We start from the raw sequence: 14746 nt of genomic DNA, 5'->3' as shown, positions 1-14746 counted from the left end.
TGACAGCGGCCACGAGAAACTGCCCGGAGACGGCCACGAAGCTGCCCGGTGGCGGACATGAAAACTGCCCGCTGACGGTCATGGGATCTGCCCGACACGATTCCGTCTGCCTGACCGCGTCCCGCGGTTAAGGCCCCTCCTGCTTGTGCGTGAGTGCGGTTACGGTGCTGAAGCGCCTACCGCCCCGTGCTCAAGCAGGAGGGACACCGTGAAGTCTGCCGAGGAGATCATGAATATGTTGGATGCGTCCGGTTTGACCGGGTCGTTCCGCGACGCCGGGGAGTTGGCCGGGGTCTCGCATCACACCGTCGCCCGGTACGTCGCAGTGAGGGATAGCGGCCTGGTTGCCCGCGGGGTGACCCGGCCGATGTTGATTGATGAGTTCCTGCCCAAGCTCGAGGAATGGATCGACCGCTCCAACGGCAAGGTCCGCGCCGACGTCGCCTACGCCAAGCTCGTCGCCCTCGGCTTCACCAGGTCGGAGCGGACGACCCGCCGGGCGGTCGCGGCGGTGAAGAAGAGCTACCGCCTGGGTCGGGTGCGGGTCCACCGCCCGTGGGTCACCGAACCCGGCATGTGGTTGCAGTACGACTTCGGCGTGCTGACAACTGGCCCCGTCATCGACGGAGCCCGGACGACACTGTTCTGCGCGTGGCTGGCGTGGTCGCGGTTCCGGGTGGTGCTGGCGATCGGTGTTGCGGGCGACAAGACCGCCCCGTCCGTGATGGCGGCCCTGGACGTGACCTTGCGCCGGCTGGGTGGGGCGCCGACGTACCTGTTGACCGACAGTTGACATGAACGAGAAGACGGTGACGACCGGGCATGTCGCGGGGATCGCGGTCCGCAACGCCGCGATGGTCGCGTTCGCCCGGCACTACTCCGTCACGATCTCCACCTGTGAGCCGTGCGACCCGGCGTCCAAGGGTGGCAGCGAGTCGACGGTCAAGGTCGCCAAGGCCGACCTGGTCTCACCTGGTCCGTAAGGACACCAACCTGTTGGAGGCCTACACCACGTTCGCGCAGCTCGAAGCGGCGTGCGAGGCGTTCTGCGCCGACGTCAACGCCCGGGTCCACCGGGTCACCGGCCGCGCCCCGGCCGAGATGCTCGCCGAGGAGCAGGCGCGGTTGCATCCGGTGCCGCAGGTCCCGCACACCGTCGCGTTCGGGGTCACCCGGACCGTCGCGGCGAAGACCCCGATGGTCGCTTTCGACGGCGGGCAGTACTGCGTCCCGGCCCACCTACTCGGCCAGGTCGTATGGGTCCGGGTCCACGGCGCCGGCGCCGGCGAGCAGGTCATCATCGTCCACATCGGACCCGCCGGGCCGGTCGAAGTCGCCCGGCACGGGCGGGCTACCCCGGGCAGCCCCCCGCCTGGACGACGCGCACTTCCCGCCGCCGCCGGCCGGGGCATTGGGACGAATCCCGAAGGCCCGCAACGCCTCCGAGGCCGAGTTCCTGCAGCTGGGCGACGGTGCGCGGTTATGGCTGACCGAGGCCGCCGCCGCGGGCACCACCAAGGTCCAGTTCAAGATGGATGAGGCCGTCACCTTGTCCAAGCTGTTCACCGCGGCCGACATCGACTGGGCATTGGGGCATGCCGCGGTCCACGCCCGCTTCGGTCACGGGGACCTCGCTTCGATCCTGGACCACCACGCGGGCACCAGAATGGGCACCAGAACGGGCCCGAGCAGCTCCACCCGCGCCGGTGAGGGCGGGTCCCTGACCCAGGGCACCAGCGGCTGGGCCGCCCTGGGTCAGGTCGCCGGGCAGGAACGCCCCGACGACGCCGACGCGGCGCAGGCGGCGTCGTGAACGCGACACCCCAGGCCAGGACCGCGCCGGTCCCGACCCTCGCCGTTCCCACCGCGCCACCACTGCCCGATGACCTCGAGGCGCTGCTGCGACGGTTGAGGCTGCCCCACATCCGCCGCCACGCCCCCGAGGTCGTCGCGACCGCGAAAGCCCAACGCTGGGAACCCGTCGAAGTCCTACGTGCCCTGTTCACGAAGGAGGCCGCAGGGCGGGAACGTTCCGCCCTGGCCACCCGCCGCGCCACCGCCGGGTTCCCCACCGGCAAGACCTTCCAAGCCTGGTCCCCGGCAGCGTCCTCGATCCCGGCCCCGACCCAGCAGGCCCTGCGCACCCTGGAATGGGTCCACCGCCGCGAGAACCTCGTGGTGTGCGGGCCGTCCGGGACGGGCAAGACGTTCCTGCTCGAGGCCCTGGGGCAGCACGCCGTCGAGCAAGGACTCCGTGTCGCGTGGTTCACCCTCGAGGACCTCGGGGTTCTGCTGCGTCGCCACCTGCCCACGTCTGCCGATGACACCGTCACCAAAGCCATCGCCCGGGTCCTGCGAGCCGATGTGATCGTCACCTCCAGCAGTCGACGACATCGGCCTGCTACCGGTCTCCCAGGACGCCGCCGAGGGCCTGTACCGCCTGGTCGACGCCGCGTACGAGAAACGCTCCGTCGCGGTCTCGTCCAATTTGCACCCGGCCTCCTTTGACGAGCTGATGCCCAAGACGCTGGCCACAGCAACGGTCGACCGGCTCCTGCACCATGCCCACGTCTGTCAGACCAGCGGCGAGTCCGTGCGCCTCTCCCAGGCGCTGGCCGGCGACGGAGTCACCCCGTTGGGCGGCACCCGATGAGCGCCAGCACCGACGCCCGCGCCGACGTCATCTACGAATGCCCCGAATGCGAAACCCGCTACGTCAACGAGCGCCGCTGCCCGGACTGCAACCTCTTCACCCGCCGCATTGGCCCCGGCGGAACCTGCCCCCACTGCGACGAACCCGTCGCTCAAGCAGACCTCACCTAGCCCACCTAGCCCCACCTAGCCCCACCTAGCCCTCACCTAGCCCCACCTAGCCCGACCGAGGAGACCGCCATGAACCACACACACCTGACCCACCCCGTTGGTGGCCGCCCCTGGGCAGATCCCATGGCCACCACTGGGCAGGTTTCATGACCGCTACCGGGCAGTTCCTACTGACCCTTGACAATCCGGGGGTTGTTGCCTTGCCTCGGGGCGTGCGGGGCAGGCAGACAACGACCATCCCTGACCTTGCGGCGGGAGGCGTCGGGAGGTGGCGGGGGTTGCGCTGTCGGGTTTGCGTTCGCCGGCGCATCTGGAGGGGTGTTCCGGGGGCGGAGGATCGTCGGCGGGTGCGCGGTGAGGATCCTGTTTGGGTAGAGATTTACCAAGAAATAGTAAAGAAAGCGTAAATATCGGGTACAGTGGTTCGAGTGGACAGCCGCGGTGGAGGACACCCGGCGCCACCCGAAGACTCTGGGGAGAGCCACCAATGATGAAGCACACGATCCAGCACAAGATCCAGTACGAGCAGTTGCTGACGCCGGCCGAGGTGGCGTCCCGGTTCCACGTAGACCCGAAAACGGTCACCCGCTGGGCCACCGAAGGCAAGCTCACCGCACGACGCACCCTCGGTGGTCACCGCCGGTACCTCGACAGCGAGGTCACCCGCCTGCTCGACGCGGCCTGACCCTCACGGCATCTGCACCGGTTTACGGCTGCCCGCCGGTGTCGTTGCTGCCGACTGGGCGTAGGGGGTTGGGCAAGGGTGTCGCTGACCAGACGCGCCTTGCCATATCCGTGACCTACCCCCCGTAGGGGGGTATCGGAGCCGCGGTACCTGGCCGTTGTCTTGACGTGCAGGTACGGCGGGCGCGGGCGACCGGTCAAGTGCGTGCCCGGTTCACCCGAGAGACACCCCCCAGTGGTTATCGTTCAAGGGTGCCGCTACCGCCGAGACGGGTCCTCGCCGCGCTGACCAGATACGACACCAGGCGCGACCGTGAGACCCACCACATCGACAGGCTGTTACCTGCCGACGTCGGGGTAGTCCACGCCGTGACCTCGACCGCACCGGAGAGCAGGTCCACCAGTCGGGAGCCTGACTTCCTCGACCAGTGGGACCCGCGCAGAGCCGCCTGCGGGACGCGGGTCAAGGTCGTGCTGCGGCTCGAGTTCGACCCCGACCAGGAGGAGTCCTGCCGGAAGTGCGCGGCATGGTTCCACTCCCCAGGGGACCCCTCAAGGTCACCGGTCGAGGAAGGACCGGCGCCCCGACCTCGTATGGAACCGGAGGTGCACCAGTGAGCGTTGACGAGGCCCCGACGAATCTGTACGCAGCAGCGGACTGGCTTCATGACCGGCATCCGTTCCTCGACGATCTGGTCCGGCGCATCGCCGGCGACCGGGACGACTGGCTCGACGAGATCGTCGGCGCCGTCTTCGACACCGTGGACAACGGGCAGGCGTGGCAGCGGTACGGGAAGGACCACCCCGCCCCGGCCAACCCGACCACCCCGGATGCTGAGGACGGCTACTACCGGTGGGAGGACGCGGGCCCGAAGAACACCTCCCGCGGGGCCGCGTACACCGACCTGTCCCCCGGTGAAGAGCGGACGATCCGGCTCGTCGCGACCCTGGCGAACATCCGGCAGAGCGGGTACCAGCCCGGGACACACGAGCTCACGTCCTACCAGCGGTTCATCCCCTGGTCCGTGCACGACACCGGCGGGTGGGACGACCGCGGCCACGCCATCCTCGAGGACTGGATCAAAATCGTCCGCGGGCACTGACCCACGCCCTACCGTGCGGGGGGTGAACTCGAGTGAACTTCTGGACCTCCCCGGATTCGCTGGGCTCGCAGCCGTCGCCACCGCCTACACCGCCAACACCGCCTGCATCGCCCACGCCGGGATCCTCTACCAGGCCCGGTGGTCCAGAAACGGTCCTCACTGAGCCACCTTCTCTCACGCATCAAGGCCTACCCTCCGGCGGTGGTCGCGGCCCGCGAGCGGGACGCAGTGGGGTGATTGCGGGGCGTGGCGTCGACTCGGTCGCGGCGGGTGCCTCTATGGTTGACTCGAACATGCGTTCGGATAAGAGGAGGAGCCAAGGGATGACCAGTGTCACGGTAGGAAACGGGCAACCTCGGGTACCGCGCCGGGGGGCGGGTCTGAGCGTTGCCGGGCAGGTCCGGGCTCAACGCGGGCGATACGCGGACGCGGTCTTGCAGTCGTTGGCTCGGGGACACCGGGGGCAGCCGGCCGCCCAGGTGCAGAAGGTCCTCAAGAGCGCGCTGACCCCGCTCGGTGTGCGGCTGTCTCCGACCAGACTGCACCAGCTCGCGACCGATATCGCGGCCGGGCGCCCCGTCCAGCTGACATGAAGATGGCTGGTCGGTGAACGTCCGCTCACAGGCCGCCGAGGACAGAGCATCGAGCTGAGCCCCTGGGGGTGCTGGTCCCCAGTACCGACCCGGGCGCAACCGACGAGCATCATCCCGGACCGTAGCGTGAACGAGCCTCACATGACGTAGTTTGCGGACACGCCTGACGAGACAGTGCTCCACCTTGTGACTGTGACTTGCAGCGGTAGGCGACGCGCTTCTCGCAGCGCTATGTGGCCGGCGCTGCCCTTACGCGATCTATTCCGTAATAAGATCCCCAAATGGGGCGTGCCTCGCGCGGGCGTCGCGGCTTAAATGTTGCCTGCTCCGGCAGCGGGCAAGGGCACGGGTAGGCAGCTCGGGGAGCAACAGCTGATGGGAGCCAAAGACGGGCAAGGACGACCCCGAGTGGCGCGATCGCTGCCATCGAAGGCTTGGTGCATAACGTGTCGACGCGGATGCACCGAAATCCATAACACCGCGTTTATGAAACATACGAACCCCGGTTATGAAATCTTCGCTGCATCTCGACAAGTAGCAGCGGCAGGATCGCGACAAGTGCGGGCGTGACCCAGAACCCGGTCTATCCAGAAGCTCAGCCGGAGTCGGAGCGTCGGTTGGCGGATCTGGTGTCGGTGGGGGTGTTGACGCGGGTGTTCCCGCCGGGGCTGGTGGATGAGGTGATCGCGGGAGCGGGGCGGACGGAGCAGCGTCACCGGTCGTTGCCGGCGCGGGTGATGGCGTACTTCTGCGTCGGGATGGCGTTGTATTCGGAGGGGTCGTATGAGGATGTGTTGGGGCAGCTGACGGATGGGTTGTCGTGGGTCTCGGGGTGGCAGGAGGAGTACGCACCGCCGAGCAAGTCGGCGATCTTCCAGGCGCGGGCCCGGTTGGGGTCGGGTCCGGTGAAGGCGTTGTTCGAGGCGGTCGCGGCGCCGATCGGGACGGCGGCGACGCCGGGGGTGTGGTTGGCGGGGCGGCGGCTGGTCGCGGTCGACGGGTGTTGCCTGGATCTGGCGGACACCCCGGTGAACGAGGAGTGGTTCGGGCGGCCGGGGGCGGCCAAGGGTGAGCGGGCAGCGTTCCCGCAGGCGAGGGTGGTGGCGTTGGCCGAGTGCGGCACGCACGCCATCTTCGCCGCGCAGGTCGGGGCGTACCGACAGTCCGAGTCCACCCTGACCCGGGCACTGCTGGGCTCCTAGAGCCCCACTCTGGGTGCAGCGTCAGAGCGCCCACTGTGGGGCAGCGTCGCGCGGTGTGCCGCCCGCGGGCAGATTCACAAGGGCCTGTCAAGTTCTCTGTGTGTGACGGTGCTTGGTGGGTGGGGTTGAAGAGCTCTTCGACGAGCACTGGCTCGTCGCAGTTCGGACAGTTTCCGCCGGTTCCAAGCCGACGGCTGAACAGGTTGCAGTCCGGGCAGCGACGGTCGATGGAGCGTTCGCCGCAGTCGCTGCACTCGTAGATCGTGGCGAGGGTGCTGGCGGTCTGAGGCATCACAGCACCCCGGTGGGGAACCGGTCGGGGTAGCTCATCGTGAGGGCGTTCAGCGCCTGTTTCCAACCCGCTGTCGCGGTGCCCCCAGATCGGGCGGCCCTGGCGGCCGTCTCGGGGCTGCGGTGCTTCACAGGTCCTTTGGCCCGTTCCCTGGCGCGCTTGTCCTCGATGTCGCGGATCGCCAGCCACAGCAGTTTCACGACCGCGTCGTCGGACGGGAAATGCCCGCGGTTCTTGATGATCTTCCTCAGCTGGAAGTTCAATGACTCGATGCTGTTGGTCGTGTAAATGACCTTCCTGACCGCGGGTGGGAACGCCAGGAACGGCGTGAATCGTTCCCAAGCCCGCTCCCAGACCGCGACCGCCGCGGGGTACTTCTTGCCCAGCTCCGTCTCGCCCAGGGCCAGCAGCGCCATCTGGGCGGTGTCGGCGTTCACCGCGCCGTAGACCTTGCGCAGCTGCGCGGCCATCGCCTTGCGGTCGACGTAGGACACGTAACGAAGGCTCGCCCTAATCAGGTGGACCACGCAGGTCTGCACGACGGTGCGGGGGAAGGTCGCCTCAATCGCCTCAGGAAGGCCCACAAGGCCGTCGCAGCAGGCGATCAGGACGTCTTTGACGCCACGGTTGGCGAGCTCGGCCATCACCGAGGCCCAGAAGTTCGCACCCTCATTAGTCTGGACCCAGATCCCCAGGACGTGCTTGATGCCGTCCAGGTCGACCCCGATCACGATGTGCGCGGCCTTGTTGACTACGTGAGCGTCGTCCTTGACCTTCACCACCAGCGCGTCGACGTAGACGATGGGGTAGAACGGATCGAGCGCTCGGGTCTGCCAGGCCTTGACCTCCTCCAAGATCGTTTCGGTGATCTTGCTGATCGTCTCCCGCGAGATCTCGACCCCCAGAGTGCGGGCCAGGTGAGACTCGATGTCGCGCACCGTCATCCCGCCGGCGTAGAGGCTGATGATCATCTCATCCAGACCCCCGCCGACCCGCCGGGAGCCCTTCGGGACCAGCCGCGGGTCGAAGCTCCCCGCTCGGTCCCGAGGGATCTCCAGACCTAACGGGCCGACCTCGGACTGGATCGTCTTGGGGGTGCTGCCGTTGCGGACGTTCGGGCTACCCCGACCGGCCCGGTCACCCTTGTCGTAACCCAGGTGCTGGGCGAGCTCGACCTGCAAGCCGCGCTCCAACACGGCTTTGATCATGGTCGGGATGAACCCGCCCTCACCGGTCAGCTGCAGCTCGCCGGCGTCAACCTTGTCGAACAACAAGTCCAGGAAGTCACCCTCGACGAGCTGCTGCGACACCGACTTCGCCGGCTGGGTCGCCGGCTCCCTTCGTGGCGGCGACTCGCCCTCGCCCTGGTCGCTCACGATGTCCATGCTGGTCATTGTGCTCATCACGTGCGCTCCTCCCTGAGAACCCGGCAAGTGCCGGAAGCCTCAGAGTCGGGCACCGAACTCACACACAGACCATTTGACACGCTCGATCACAACGCGACCCGCGGGGTCGATCACCGCCCAGCGGCGTGGCCAAACCGGTGGGTCTATCTTCTGCGCCGCAACCGGCGCATACTTGGCACGCACCGTCGCGACGCACCAACAGAGGACACACCATGACCCTCGCACGCGCATGGATCCGACGGGTGACCCAGATCGTGGCCGTGCTTGCCGGAGTCGGCATCCTAACCCTGGGACTGGCGGTCACGCCAGCAACCGCCGCCACGGTGTGCAACCCCGGCGGTGATATCTGTGTCGTCGTCCCCGACACGGTCCAGACCCCCCTAGGTTTGGTCACCGTCACGGTCAGCGCCACCAACGTCGCCACCGTGCACCTCGCCCCGAACACTGCGAACGTCCTTGTCTTCGGGGTGCCGTTTGCTATCCCGCCGGGACCGCCGGGACTGCCCGGTTACACCCGGACGTCGGTCGCCACGACCGCCGGCGTGATCAATATCGACTCCATCGTGGTCCCGCCGGGGCCCCCCGGCCGGTTCGCGCTGCCCAACCTCGCGGTCATCTCCATCATCCCGCCCGGCCCGCCGTGCCGGGCCACGACGAGCGGAACGACGGTGGTCTTCACCCCGATCATCCCGCCCGGTCCGCCGGCTTAGACGGACGACTCCGCTGAACCAGTGGCATTCCAGAGAGTCTAACCGCCGCCCGCGGACGCAGCTTCCCTTCGGAGATGGGTCGAGCGTCGACGCTGTCCGGGTGCTGGCCGCGTTGGCGGCGAGCGGGGTCTGGCTCTGCCGTCGCAAGCACTCGAGAGCGGCTATTTGCTGTAGCGCGGGGCGCCGGCTGTTGGGTCTGCTGGGCGTTGGGTGTGGCGGCGCGCTTGACGGTCAGGTCTGGTCGTGGCCGGCCCGCAGCAACATGAGCACGGCGAGTACGCGTCGGTGTTCGCCTGGGGAGGGTTCGATACCGAACTTGTCCAGGATGTGCTCGACGTGCTCTCGACCGGGGTCAGCGCCAGATCCCATATCTGCACCCTCCACCCACCTACCTTTCGTGACCTGTCGTGCTAACTCTGCTGCCATGTCCTCGGCTTCGCCTGCCAGCTCAAGCGCACCTTCGGTCGTGGCACGGGCACAGCCAAAGTGACGACCTCTTACACGTACCCAAGCAGCCGGGCCGACATTCTGGACGTCTGCAGCGATAGCGGCTCGGGATGACAACCGGGGATGGCCAGCCGGGCCAGTAGCGACGGGTCTCGTCTGACGCACCTGCTTGGCCCCGAGCAAAGCAACTAGCGACGGGATCACCCGCACCGGACGGCACAGCAACCGCAGCCCGTTGAGGCCGACGGCGACAGCTGAGCCTCAAGCCCGCCGACACCAAGCCCGTGGTCGCCGATACGGCCACATCCGCACATGGTCGCCGATGCGGCCACATCCGCACATGCCGCACTGCGGGCGACCGCCCGACCATGCCGCTGTCGGGCGGGACGCCCGACCCACGCCGCTGTCGGGCCGGGACGCCCCACCATGCTGCTGTCGGGCGGGACGCCCGGATAATGCTGTCAGCGTCCCGACGCAGCGTGAAGATGGAACCGGCGGGCCGCAAGCCTCGGTCTTTCATGAGGTCGATTGACAGTAGGTCAAAGTTGCGTGGTTCGGGTTCGTGGCCGTCGGCATGCTGGTCTGCCGCGTGGCGCTGCGGGGCGGGTCTCCGGGTGGCGCTGGTCGTGGTCGGATCGGTGAGGGTGAAGCCCTCAGGTCCGGGACGGGATCGCGACGAGCGCGCGGATCGCGGCGAAGGCGGCGACGATCTCGTGGGCCCAGGGCCAGGTCCGGGGGAAGCGCAGGCGGCGTTGACGGGCGCCGTGGGTGAGGCGGGCAGGCACTTGAAGGAACCGGTACCGCAGCGCTTTCGGTTCGCACGCCTTCAACCCTGGCGGTAGGGCCAGTAGCCGAAGCCAGGCGATGAGGTCCGCGGCGATCGACGCAGCCAAGGTCCAGGCCTGGTTGATGGCAAATTCGCGGGAGGGGAATCGGCCGATGCCTGGAGTCCTTGGCGTGCCGGATCCTGGTCTCGACATGTTGGTGCATGGCGTGGGCGCGGTGCCTCGCTTCGAGGAACGCGACCTGACCACCCTTGGAGGTTGGGGTGTTGGTCGCGACAGCTTGATAGCGCCAGCCGTCGGCGTCCTCGAACAAGGACAGGGACGCGCCGGGGTGGGGGTGCTCGCGGCGGATCAGGACTTGCATCCCGGCTGGCCAGCTCGTCAGGTTCAGCATGCCGGTGATCTCGACAGCCACCAGCATGTCGCCGTGTTCCCTCGGTTCGCCCTGGGCGGTGATCGCGGGTTGCCACGCCGTCTTCGGGACCTGGGCGATAGCGTCGCGGACCTTGTCCGTCACGGCGTACCCGACCGAATACTCCACTGTCTGGCCGCGTTTCGCGTCCAGGCCGGTGATCCAGTCCAGCAACCCGTGCGACGCGCCGGCGCCGTCGGCGCGGATCAGCAGCTTCTTGCGGTGCGCCGGTGGGACCTGGTCGATGGCCGCGGTCAGGACGGCGATGTGGTCACTGGCGGTGTCCGAGCCCGCGTTCCCGGGCCGCAGCATCAACGCCATGCTCTCTTGGGTGTTGATGCACCACACCCCGAGCGGGTGATAGCCGAAGCCCCTCTTGACGTTAAGGCCGCGTTCTCTTTCTCCGAGTGTCGTGACCAGAGTGGCGTCGACGTCGAGGACCACGACGTCGCCAAGGTCGGTGTCCGCGACTTTCCAGGCCGGCAACCCGGCAGGCAGCTGGGACCAGACGTGGGCGCGGACCTCCGCCCGAGCCTCGTCGATCCGCTTCACGACCACCGGGGTGACCTCGTCCAGCTCATGTCTGGCCCGCCACACCGTCGGCGCCGACGCCACCGACCCGAGGACCTCGCCCTGGTGGCGCAGGACGTCGATGTCCGCGATCGCCTCGCCGCCGCCGGCGATCAGGACCGCGACATCGACCAGCACCCTGCCCCGATCATGGGTCGGGGTGAAGCCGCGCCGGGCCATCGCCCCGGACAGGGCCCCGGTCAGGCCGACCTGGTCGGCCAACAGCCGGGTCGCGACGTTCCCGGCGTGGGCCACGACCCCGGCACCGTCCGCGGAGACCGCCAGCGCCGTCGACCACGACCGGCACGACCGGCTCCCGCTGACGGTTCTCCGACGTGCCCGGCGAGCTGACTTCTTCGTGGATCGTCCCGTTGTACTCTTGTCGGGTAGCCCGAGCGCATTGCTGCGCCCGGGCCCCCTCAGAACCGGACGTGCGACTTTCACCGCATCCGGCTCAAGCAAGCCCCTTGGGCGTCATCGGCGACTCCTGTTGGGCCCGTTGCCATTCCGGTGGTGGCAGTGGGCGTGGGTCAGGCGGTAAGCGGTCCGATCGTCGCCGGGGGCGTTGTCCTGCACGAGGGCCTTCAGGTTCAGTGCTCTCGTGAGGGTGCGGGTCCACTGTTCCCACTCTCGCGGGCTTTGCGGGCCGTGCTCGGCGGGCAGCAGGAACGTTCCACATACGGGGCAGCGTCCTTGTTGCCGCAGCAGCAAGGACGCGGTGAGCCCGCCCAGCAGGGAGAACGACGTGCGGCGCCGCCGCGCCCAGTACTGGTCCAGGGCCGGATCATCTGGTGACGCAGTACCCATGACCAGTTGGTGGCGGACGATCTTTGTCCAGGCGAACCGGCGGAGATAGATGCCGCTGTCGCGGTCACCGAAGACCCACCGGTCGCGCCGGGACGGGTTGAACATTCCGAAGTACCGGTCGACGACCCAGCGCCTCGTCTTGTTCGGGTGGGCGCGCAGCGCCCACCGGTAGGTGTCGCGCCACAGATGATGGTCCACCGTGGCGAACACCTCCTTGGAGACCGCGATCCGGTAGTAGGCGGCCCAGCCCCTGATGATGGGGTTGAGCCGCCGGATCACCGCTTCGGCGTTGGCTCCTCGGAGGGAGACCACCTCGGCGGCGAGTCGGGCCCGGATCCGCTTGACGGCTATCAGACCCAGACTTGGTCACCGCCAGAAGCACCCCAGCCTCGTCCGTATCGAAACTCTCAGCCAAGCGACTGAGCATTTCTGACCAGCGCAGGGTGAAGTCTGGCGACGCTGTGAGCAACGGCACGAGAACCCCCTTGCCGTTCCGCCAGCTTTGGGCGATGTCGCCGAGGGAGCCAGCGAATGTCCAGCCGTGGATTCGAAGCCAGGCTGTGACATCCGCGGGGAGGAGGTCATGGCCGCCGACGGGAACCGCTCTGGTCATGACGCCCACCTTGCAGCCTGGGCATCCATAAGGTGCCTCATCGCGTCCGCCGTTAGCAAATTGCCCATCGGGACCTGGAGGCGAATCGTGGCTTCGTTCGAGGTGGATGCCATCCCGATCAACGGAAGGTAATAGGGCTCTTCACAGATCACGGTGTAGGTCTCCCTGCCCGCTGGCTCGGCGCGTCGGTGGATGGGTAGGGGTCGAGGTCTCCCGATGATGGAGGTTCCTACGCCGTCCATCTGGAAGACCTCGACATGCCTGACGCTACCTTCGTTCGTCCTGACCTGAGCACGTTCTGCCGCCTCGACGAGCTGGGGTTGGAGGTGACCGGTCAGCGCCTGGAGCGTCATCGTGCGGTGCTGGCGCGTCGGGTCGTGGAGCCGGATCGGTGGTGCCGCCGCTGCGGGTGCGAGGGCGCCGCCCGGGACACCGTGGTCCGCCGGCTGTCGCACGAGCCGCTGGGCTGGCGGCCGACGATTCTGGAGGTCACGGTGCGCCGTTACCGGTGCACCGGGTGCGGGCAGGTGTGGCGCCAGGACACCACCGCCGCGGCGGAGCCGCGGGCGAAGCTGTCGCGTCGGGCGCTGCGCTGGGCGTTGGAAGCGTTGGTGACCTGGCGTGGGCACGTGGAGGTCGAATACGTGGCCCTCGACACGTTGCGCCAGCACTCGACAGGCGGAGCCGTTGAGGCACCCTGCGTTATCGCGCGCGTCAGCCCGGGCGAATACCTGCACTTGCTTCCTGCCACCCCGCACCGGATCCTGGGTTGGTCGTTGGTGCGCCGGTATGGCCGCAGCTTGATCGGGCCTCCGGCGCAGAAGGTCATCCCCTCAATCAGCGAGGAACTGAACAAGATAGCGCTGCTTCACCACGTCCGGGACTGGCCGGTGTGGGTACGCGAGATGGCCACCGCAGGTGGGCAGGCGTACGTGGTGCTGAGCCTGTGCCGCACCGCGGTCTTTTGGAGACTGGTGAACAGGTGTCCAAGAAGGCCGCGGCCGCGCTCGTAGCCCAGTCAGTGCCCGCCTGGATGGACGTCGTGCTGTGGGCGCGGGACTGGTGGTACGAGGGCGGTAGCGACGACGAGCCGCCACGCACGGTCGAGGTTCGTCGTTTCGTCGACGAGACAAGCGCTCGGCTCGGGTAGCGATCCGTTCCTGATAGGCGACCGCCTGCCGGTGAGGGACACGGCTGGGGGCTCGCCCTGTGGGGGTCTGGCCTGGAGTCGAGTAGGGGATCCCCATGCGAGAACGCCGCTATTCAAGCCCCCCGAGACGAAAGAGCTGCCCCGTAAGACGGGTCCGATGAAGATTCCCGCACAGACACCTCATATGGGGCCACGGCGAGCGTGGTTGCCCAGAGTGCACGACGGGACGATCTCGAGGGGCCACGGTGGGTACGTGGCCGCGGTCGTCCGAGGAAGTGTCAAGTAGATGAGAAACCGCGGTGATGACACGGTGACACCCCATTCCGCCGTAGGAGGAGCCGATCGGAGAGGAGAAGTGAGGGGGACCTCACATGGTGCTGGCCTGCAACGCGAACGCGGGGCCCGTTCCGCGCCCGCACATGGTGCCCCCCGGCCGGAGGTTGGGCTGATACGCGCGGGATGGACCCGCGTGAGTTGCGAAAGGTCCTCGCCATGTCAGCCCCGCGCATCGACATCCCTCCGAACTCCAATGGTCTGCCTGGTCTTGCCGCCCTCGAGTCGATGGTGGGCGCCCTGCTCACGTTTGGCCTCGTGGCCGCGGTCGCCGGGGTCGCCATCTCCTCGATCGCCTGGGCGATCGGGTCACATTCGTCGAACCCGCACGTCGCCGGGAAGGGCAAGACCGGCGTCCTGGTGGCGGGTGGCGCCGCGCTGTTGATCGGCGCCGCGAACGCGCTGGTCACGTTCTTCAACACCGTCGGCCACACGGTCCAATGATCATGAAGCCAACCACCTCTTTACACCCCCTTCGCCGGCGCAGCGCGGCAGTGCTGGCAGTCGGCCTCCTCGTCGCTGCGACGGTGGTTCTCGGCGGCCACGTCGTGTCACGCAAAACCGAGCCACCGGCGCACGCAGTCGTATCGCCAGCAGCCACCACCTCGCTGCCGGAAGGCCAGCCGTCAGCCGGATCGGCGCGGCAGCCCGAGGCCAGTATCGACACCGTCGTTGCCGCCCAGCTCAACCGGATCCGGCACCTCCCGCCCGTCAGCACACCCAGCGAAGCGCAACCGCGGATCACCGGCGACGCCATGACACAGCCGGATCTCTTCGCCGCAGAGTTCGTTCGTCGCCTCCTGACCCAGGACTTCC

General features: G+C 67.9%; 13 protein-coding genes and 4 pseudogenes. 13 read left to right on the top strand and 4 right to left on the bottom strand.

The window, feature by feature from the left end; genetic code table 11:
- Window positions 1–208: 208 nt before the first annotated feature.
- The 8 genes and pseudogenes from Q0R63_RS00895 to Q0R63_RS00860 all read left to right on the top strand — a co-directional run.
- A pseudogene (locus tag Q0R63_RS00895) lies at window positions 209–1813 on the top strand (IS21 family transposase).
- A complete protein-coding gene (locus Q0R63_RS00890; protein WP_295692616.1) occupies window positions 1810–2508 on the top strand; it encodes an ATP-binding protein in 699 nt (232 codons plus the stop codon). Before Q0R63_RS00895 ends, Q0R63_RS00890 begins: the two are co-directional and overlap by 4 nt.
- Entirely contained in the window at window positions 2393–2653 is a 261-nt protein-coding gene (locus tag Q0R63_RS00885) for an ATP-binding protein (protein WP_366521059.1), read from the top strand. The genes Q0R63_RS00890 and Q0R63_RS00885 overlap by 116 nt, the downstream gene beginning before the upstream one ends.
- Entirely contained in the window at window positions 2650–2823 is a 174-nt protein-coding gene (locus Q0R63_RS00880) for a hypothetical protein (RefSeq protein WP_295692613.1), read from the top strand. The genes Q0R63_RS00885 and Q0R63_RS00880 overlap by 4 nt, the downstream gene beginning before the upstream one ends.
- Before the next feature lie 490 nt (window positions 2824–3313).
- Entirely contained in the window at window positions 3314–3508 is a 195-nt protein-coding gene (locus tag Q0R63_RS00875) for a BldC family transcriptional regulator (protein ID WP_295692610.1), read from the top strand.
- Window positions 3509–4121: 613 nt separating this feature from the next.
- Window positions 4122–4610, top strand: coding sequence for a hypothetical protein (locus Q0R63_RS00870; protein WP_295692607.1), 489 nt, complete (start codon window positions 4122–4124; stop codon window positions 4608–4610).
- Between the two features lie 22 nt (window positions 4611–4632).
- Window positions 4633–4773 carry a hypothetical protein gene (locus Q0R63_RS00865; protein WP_295692605.1) on the top strand — a complete coding sequence of 47 codons (141 nt, stop codon included), beginning with the start codon at window positions 4633–4635 and terminating at the stop codon, window positions 4771–4773.
- Between the two features lie 996 nt (window positions 4774–5769).
- A pseudogene (locus Q0R63_RS00860) lies at window positions 5770–6402 on the top strand (transposase domain-containing protein); the annotation flags it as partial.
- 294 nt (window positions 6403–6696) lie between these two features.
- Here Q0R63_RS00860 and Q0R63_RS00855 read toward each other — a convergent pair.
- On the bottom strand, window positions 6697–8100 hold the full coding sequence (locus Q0R63_RS00855) for an IS256 family transposase (protein WP_366521057.1): 1404 nt from the start codon (window positions 8098–8100) through the stop codon (window positions 6697–6699).
- Window positions 8101–8315: 215 nt separating this feature from the next.
- Between Q0R63_RS00855 and Q0R63_RS00850 the strand changes: the two genes are divergently transcribed.
- The gene (locus Q0R63_RS00850; RefSeq protein ID WP_295692602.1) at window positions 8316–8813 is read left to right on the top strand and encodes a hypothetical protein; all 498 of its coding nucleotides are present in this window, start codon (window positions 8316–8318) and stop codon (window positions 8811–8813) included.
- Between the two features lie 1100 nt (window positions 8814–9913).
- Here Q0R63_RS00850 and Q0R63_RS24460 read toward each other — a convergent pair.
- From Q0R63_RS24460 to Q0R63_RS00840, 3 genes and pseudogenes are all read right to left on the bottom strand, one after another.
- The gene (locus Q0R63_RS24460) at window positions 9914–10240 is read right to left on the bottom strand and encodes a transposase (RefSeq protein WP_366521058.1); all 327 of its coding nucleotides are present in this window, start codon (window positions 10238–10240) and stop codon (window positions 9914–9916) included.
- Between the two features lie 178 nt (window positions 10241–10418).
- Window positions 10419–11282: pseudogene (locus tag Q0R63_RS24455) on the bottom strand (transposase); the annotation flags it as partial.
- A 219-nt stretch (window positions 11283–11501) separates the two neighbouring features.
- Window positions 11502–12170 carry a group II intron maturase-specific domain-containing protein gene (locus Q0R63_RS00840; RefSeq protein WP_295692620.1) on the bottom strand — a complete coding sequence of 223 codons (669 nt, stop codon included), beginning with the start codon at window positions 12168–12170 and terminating at the stop codon, window positions 11502–11504.
- A 534-nt stretch (window positions 12171–12704) separates the two neighbouring features.
- Here Q0R63_RS00840 and Q0R63_RS00835 point away from each other — a divergent pair.
- The 4 genes and pseudogenes from Q0R63_RS00835 to Q0R63_RS00825 form a co-directional block, all read left to right on the top strand.
- Window positions 12705–13061 (top strand): annotated as a pseudogene (locus tag Q0R63_RS00835) (ISL3 family transposase); the annotation flags it as partial.
- 278 nt (window positions 13062–13339) lie between these two features.
- The gene (locus Q0R63_RS24450; RefSeq protein ID WP_366521056.1) at window positions 13340–13597 is read left to right on the top strand and encodes an aminoglycoside adenylyltransferase domain-containing protein; all 258 of its coding nucleotides are present in this window, start codon (window positions 13340–13342) and stop codon (window positions 13595–13597) included.
- Between the two features lie 492 nt (window positions 13598–14089).
- Window positions 14090–14374 (top strand): DUF6112 family protein, encoded by a 285-nt coding sequence (locus tag Q0R63_RS00830; RefSeq protein ID WP_295692599.1) that lies wholly within the window; start codon window positions 14090–14092, stop codon window positions 14372–14374.
- Between the two features lie 2 nt (window positions 14375–14376).
- Window positions 14377–14746, top strand: a 370-nt coding sequence (locus Q0R63_RS00825; protein ID WP_295692596.1) for a hypothetical protein, incomplete at its 3' end; no start/stop codon positions are given.

It is taken from the genome of Lapillicoccus sp., from assembly GCF_025353065.1.
Taxonomy (GTDB): domain Bacteria; phylum Actinomycetota; class Actinomycetes; order Actinomycetales; family Dermatophilaceae; genus Lapillicoccus.
Note: the sequence above shows the minus strand (reverse complement) of the source record. Positions and strands in the feature narration are given on the sequence as shown.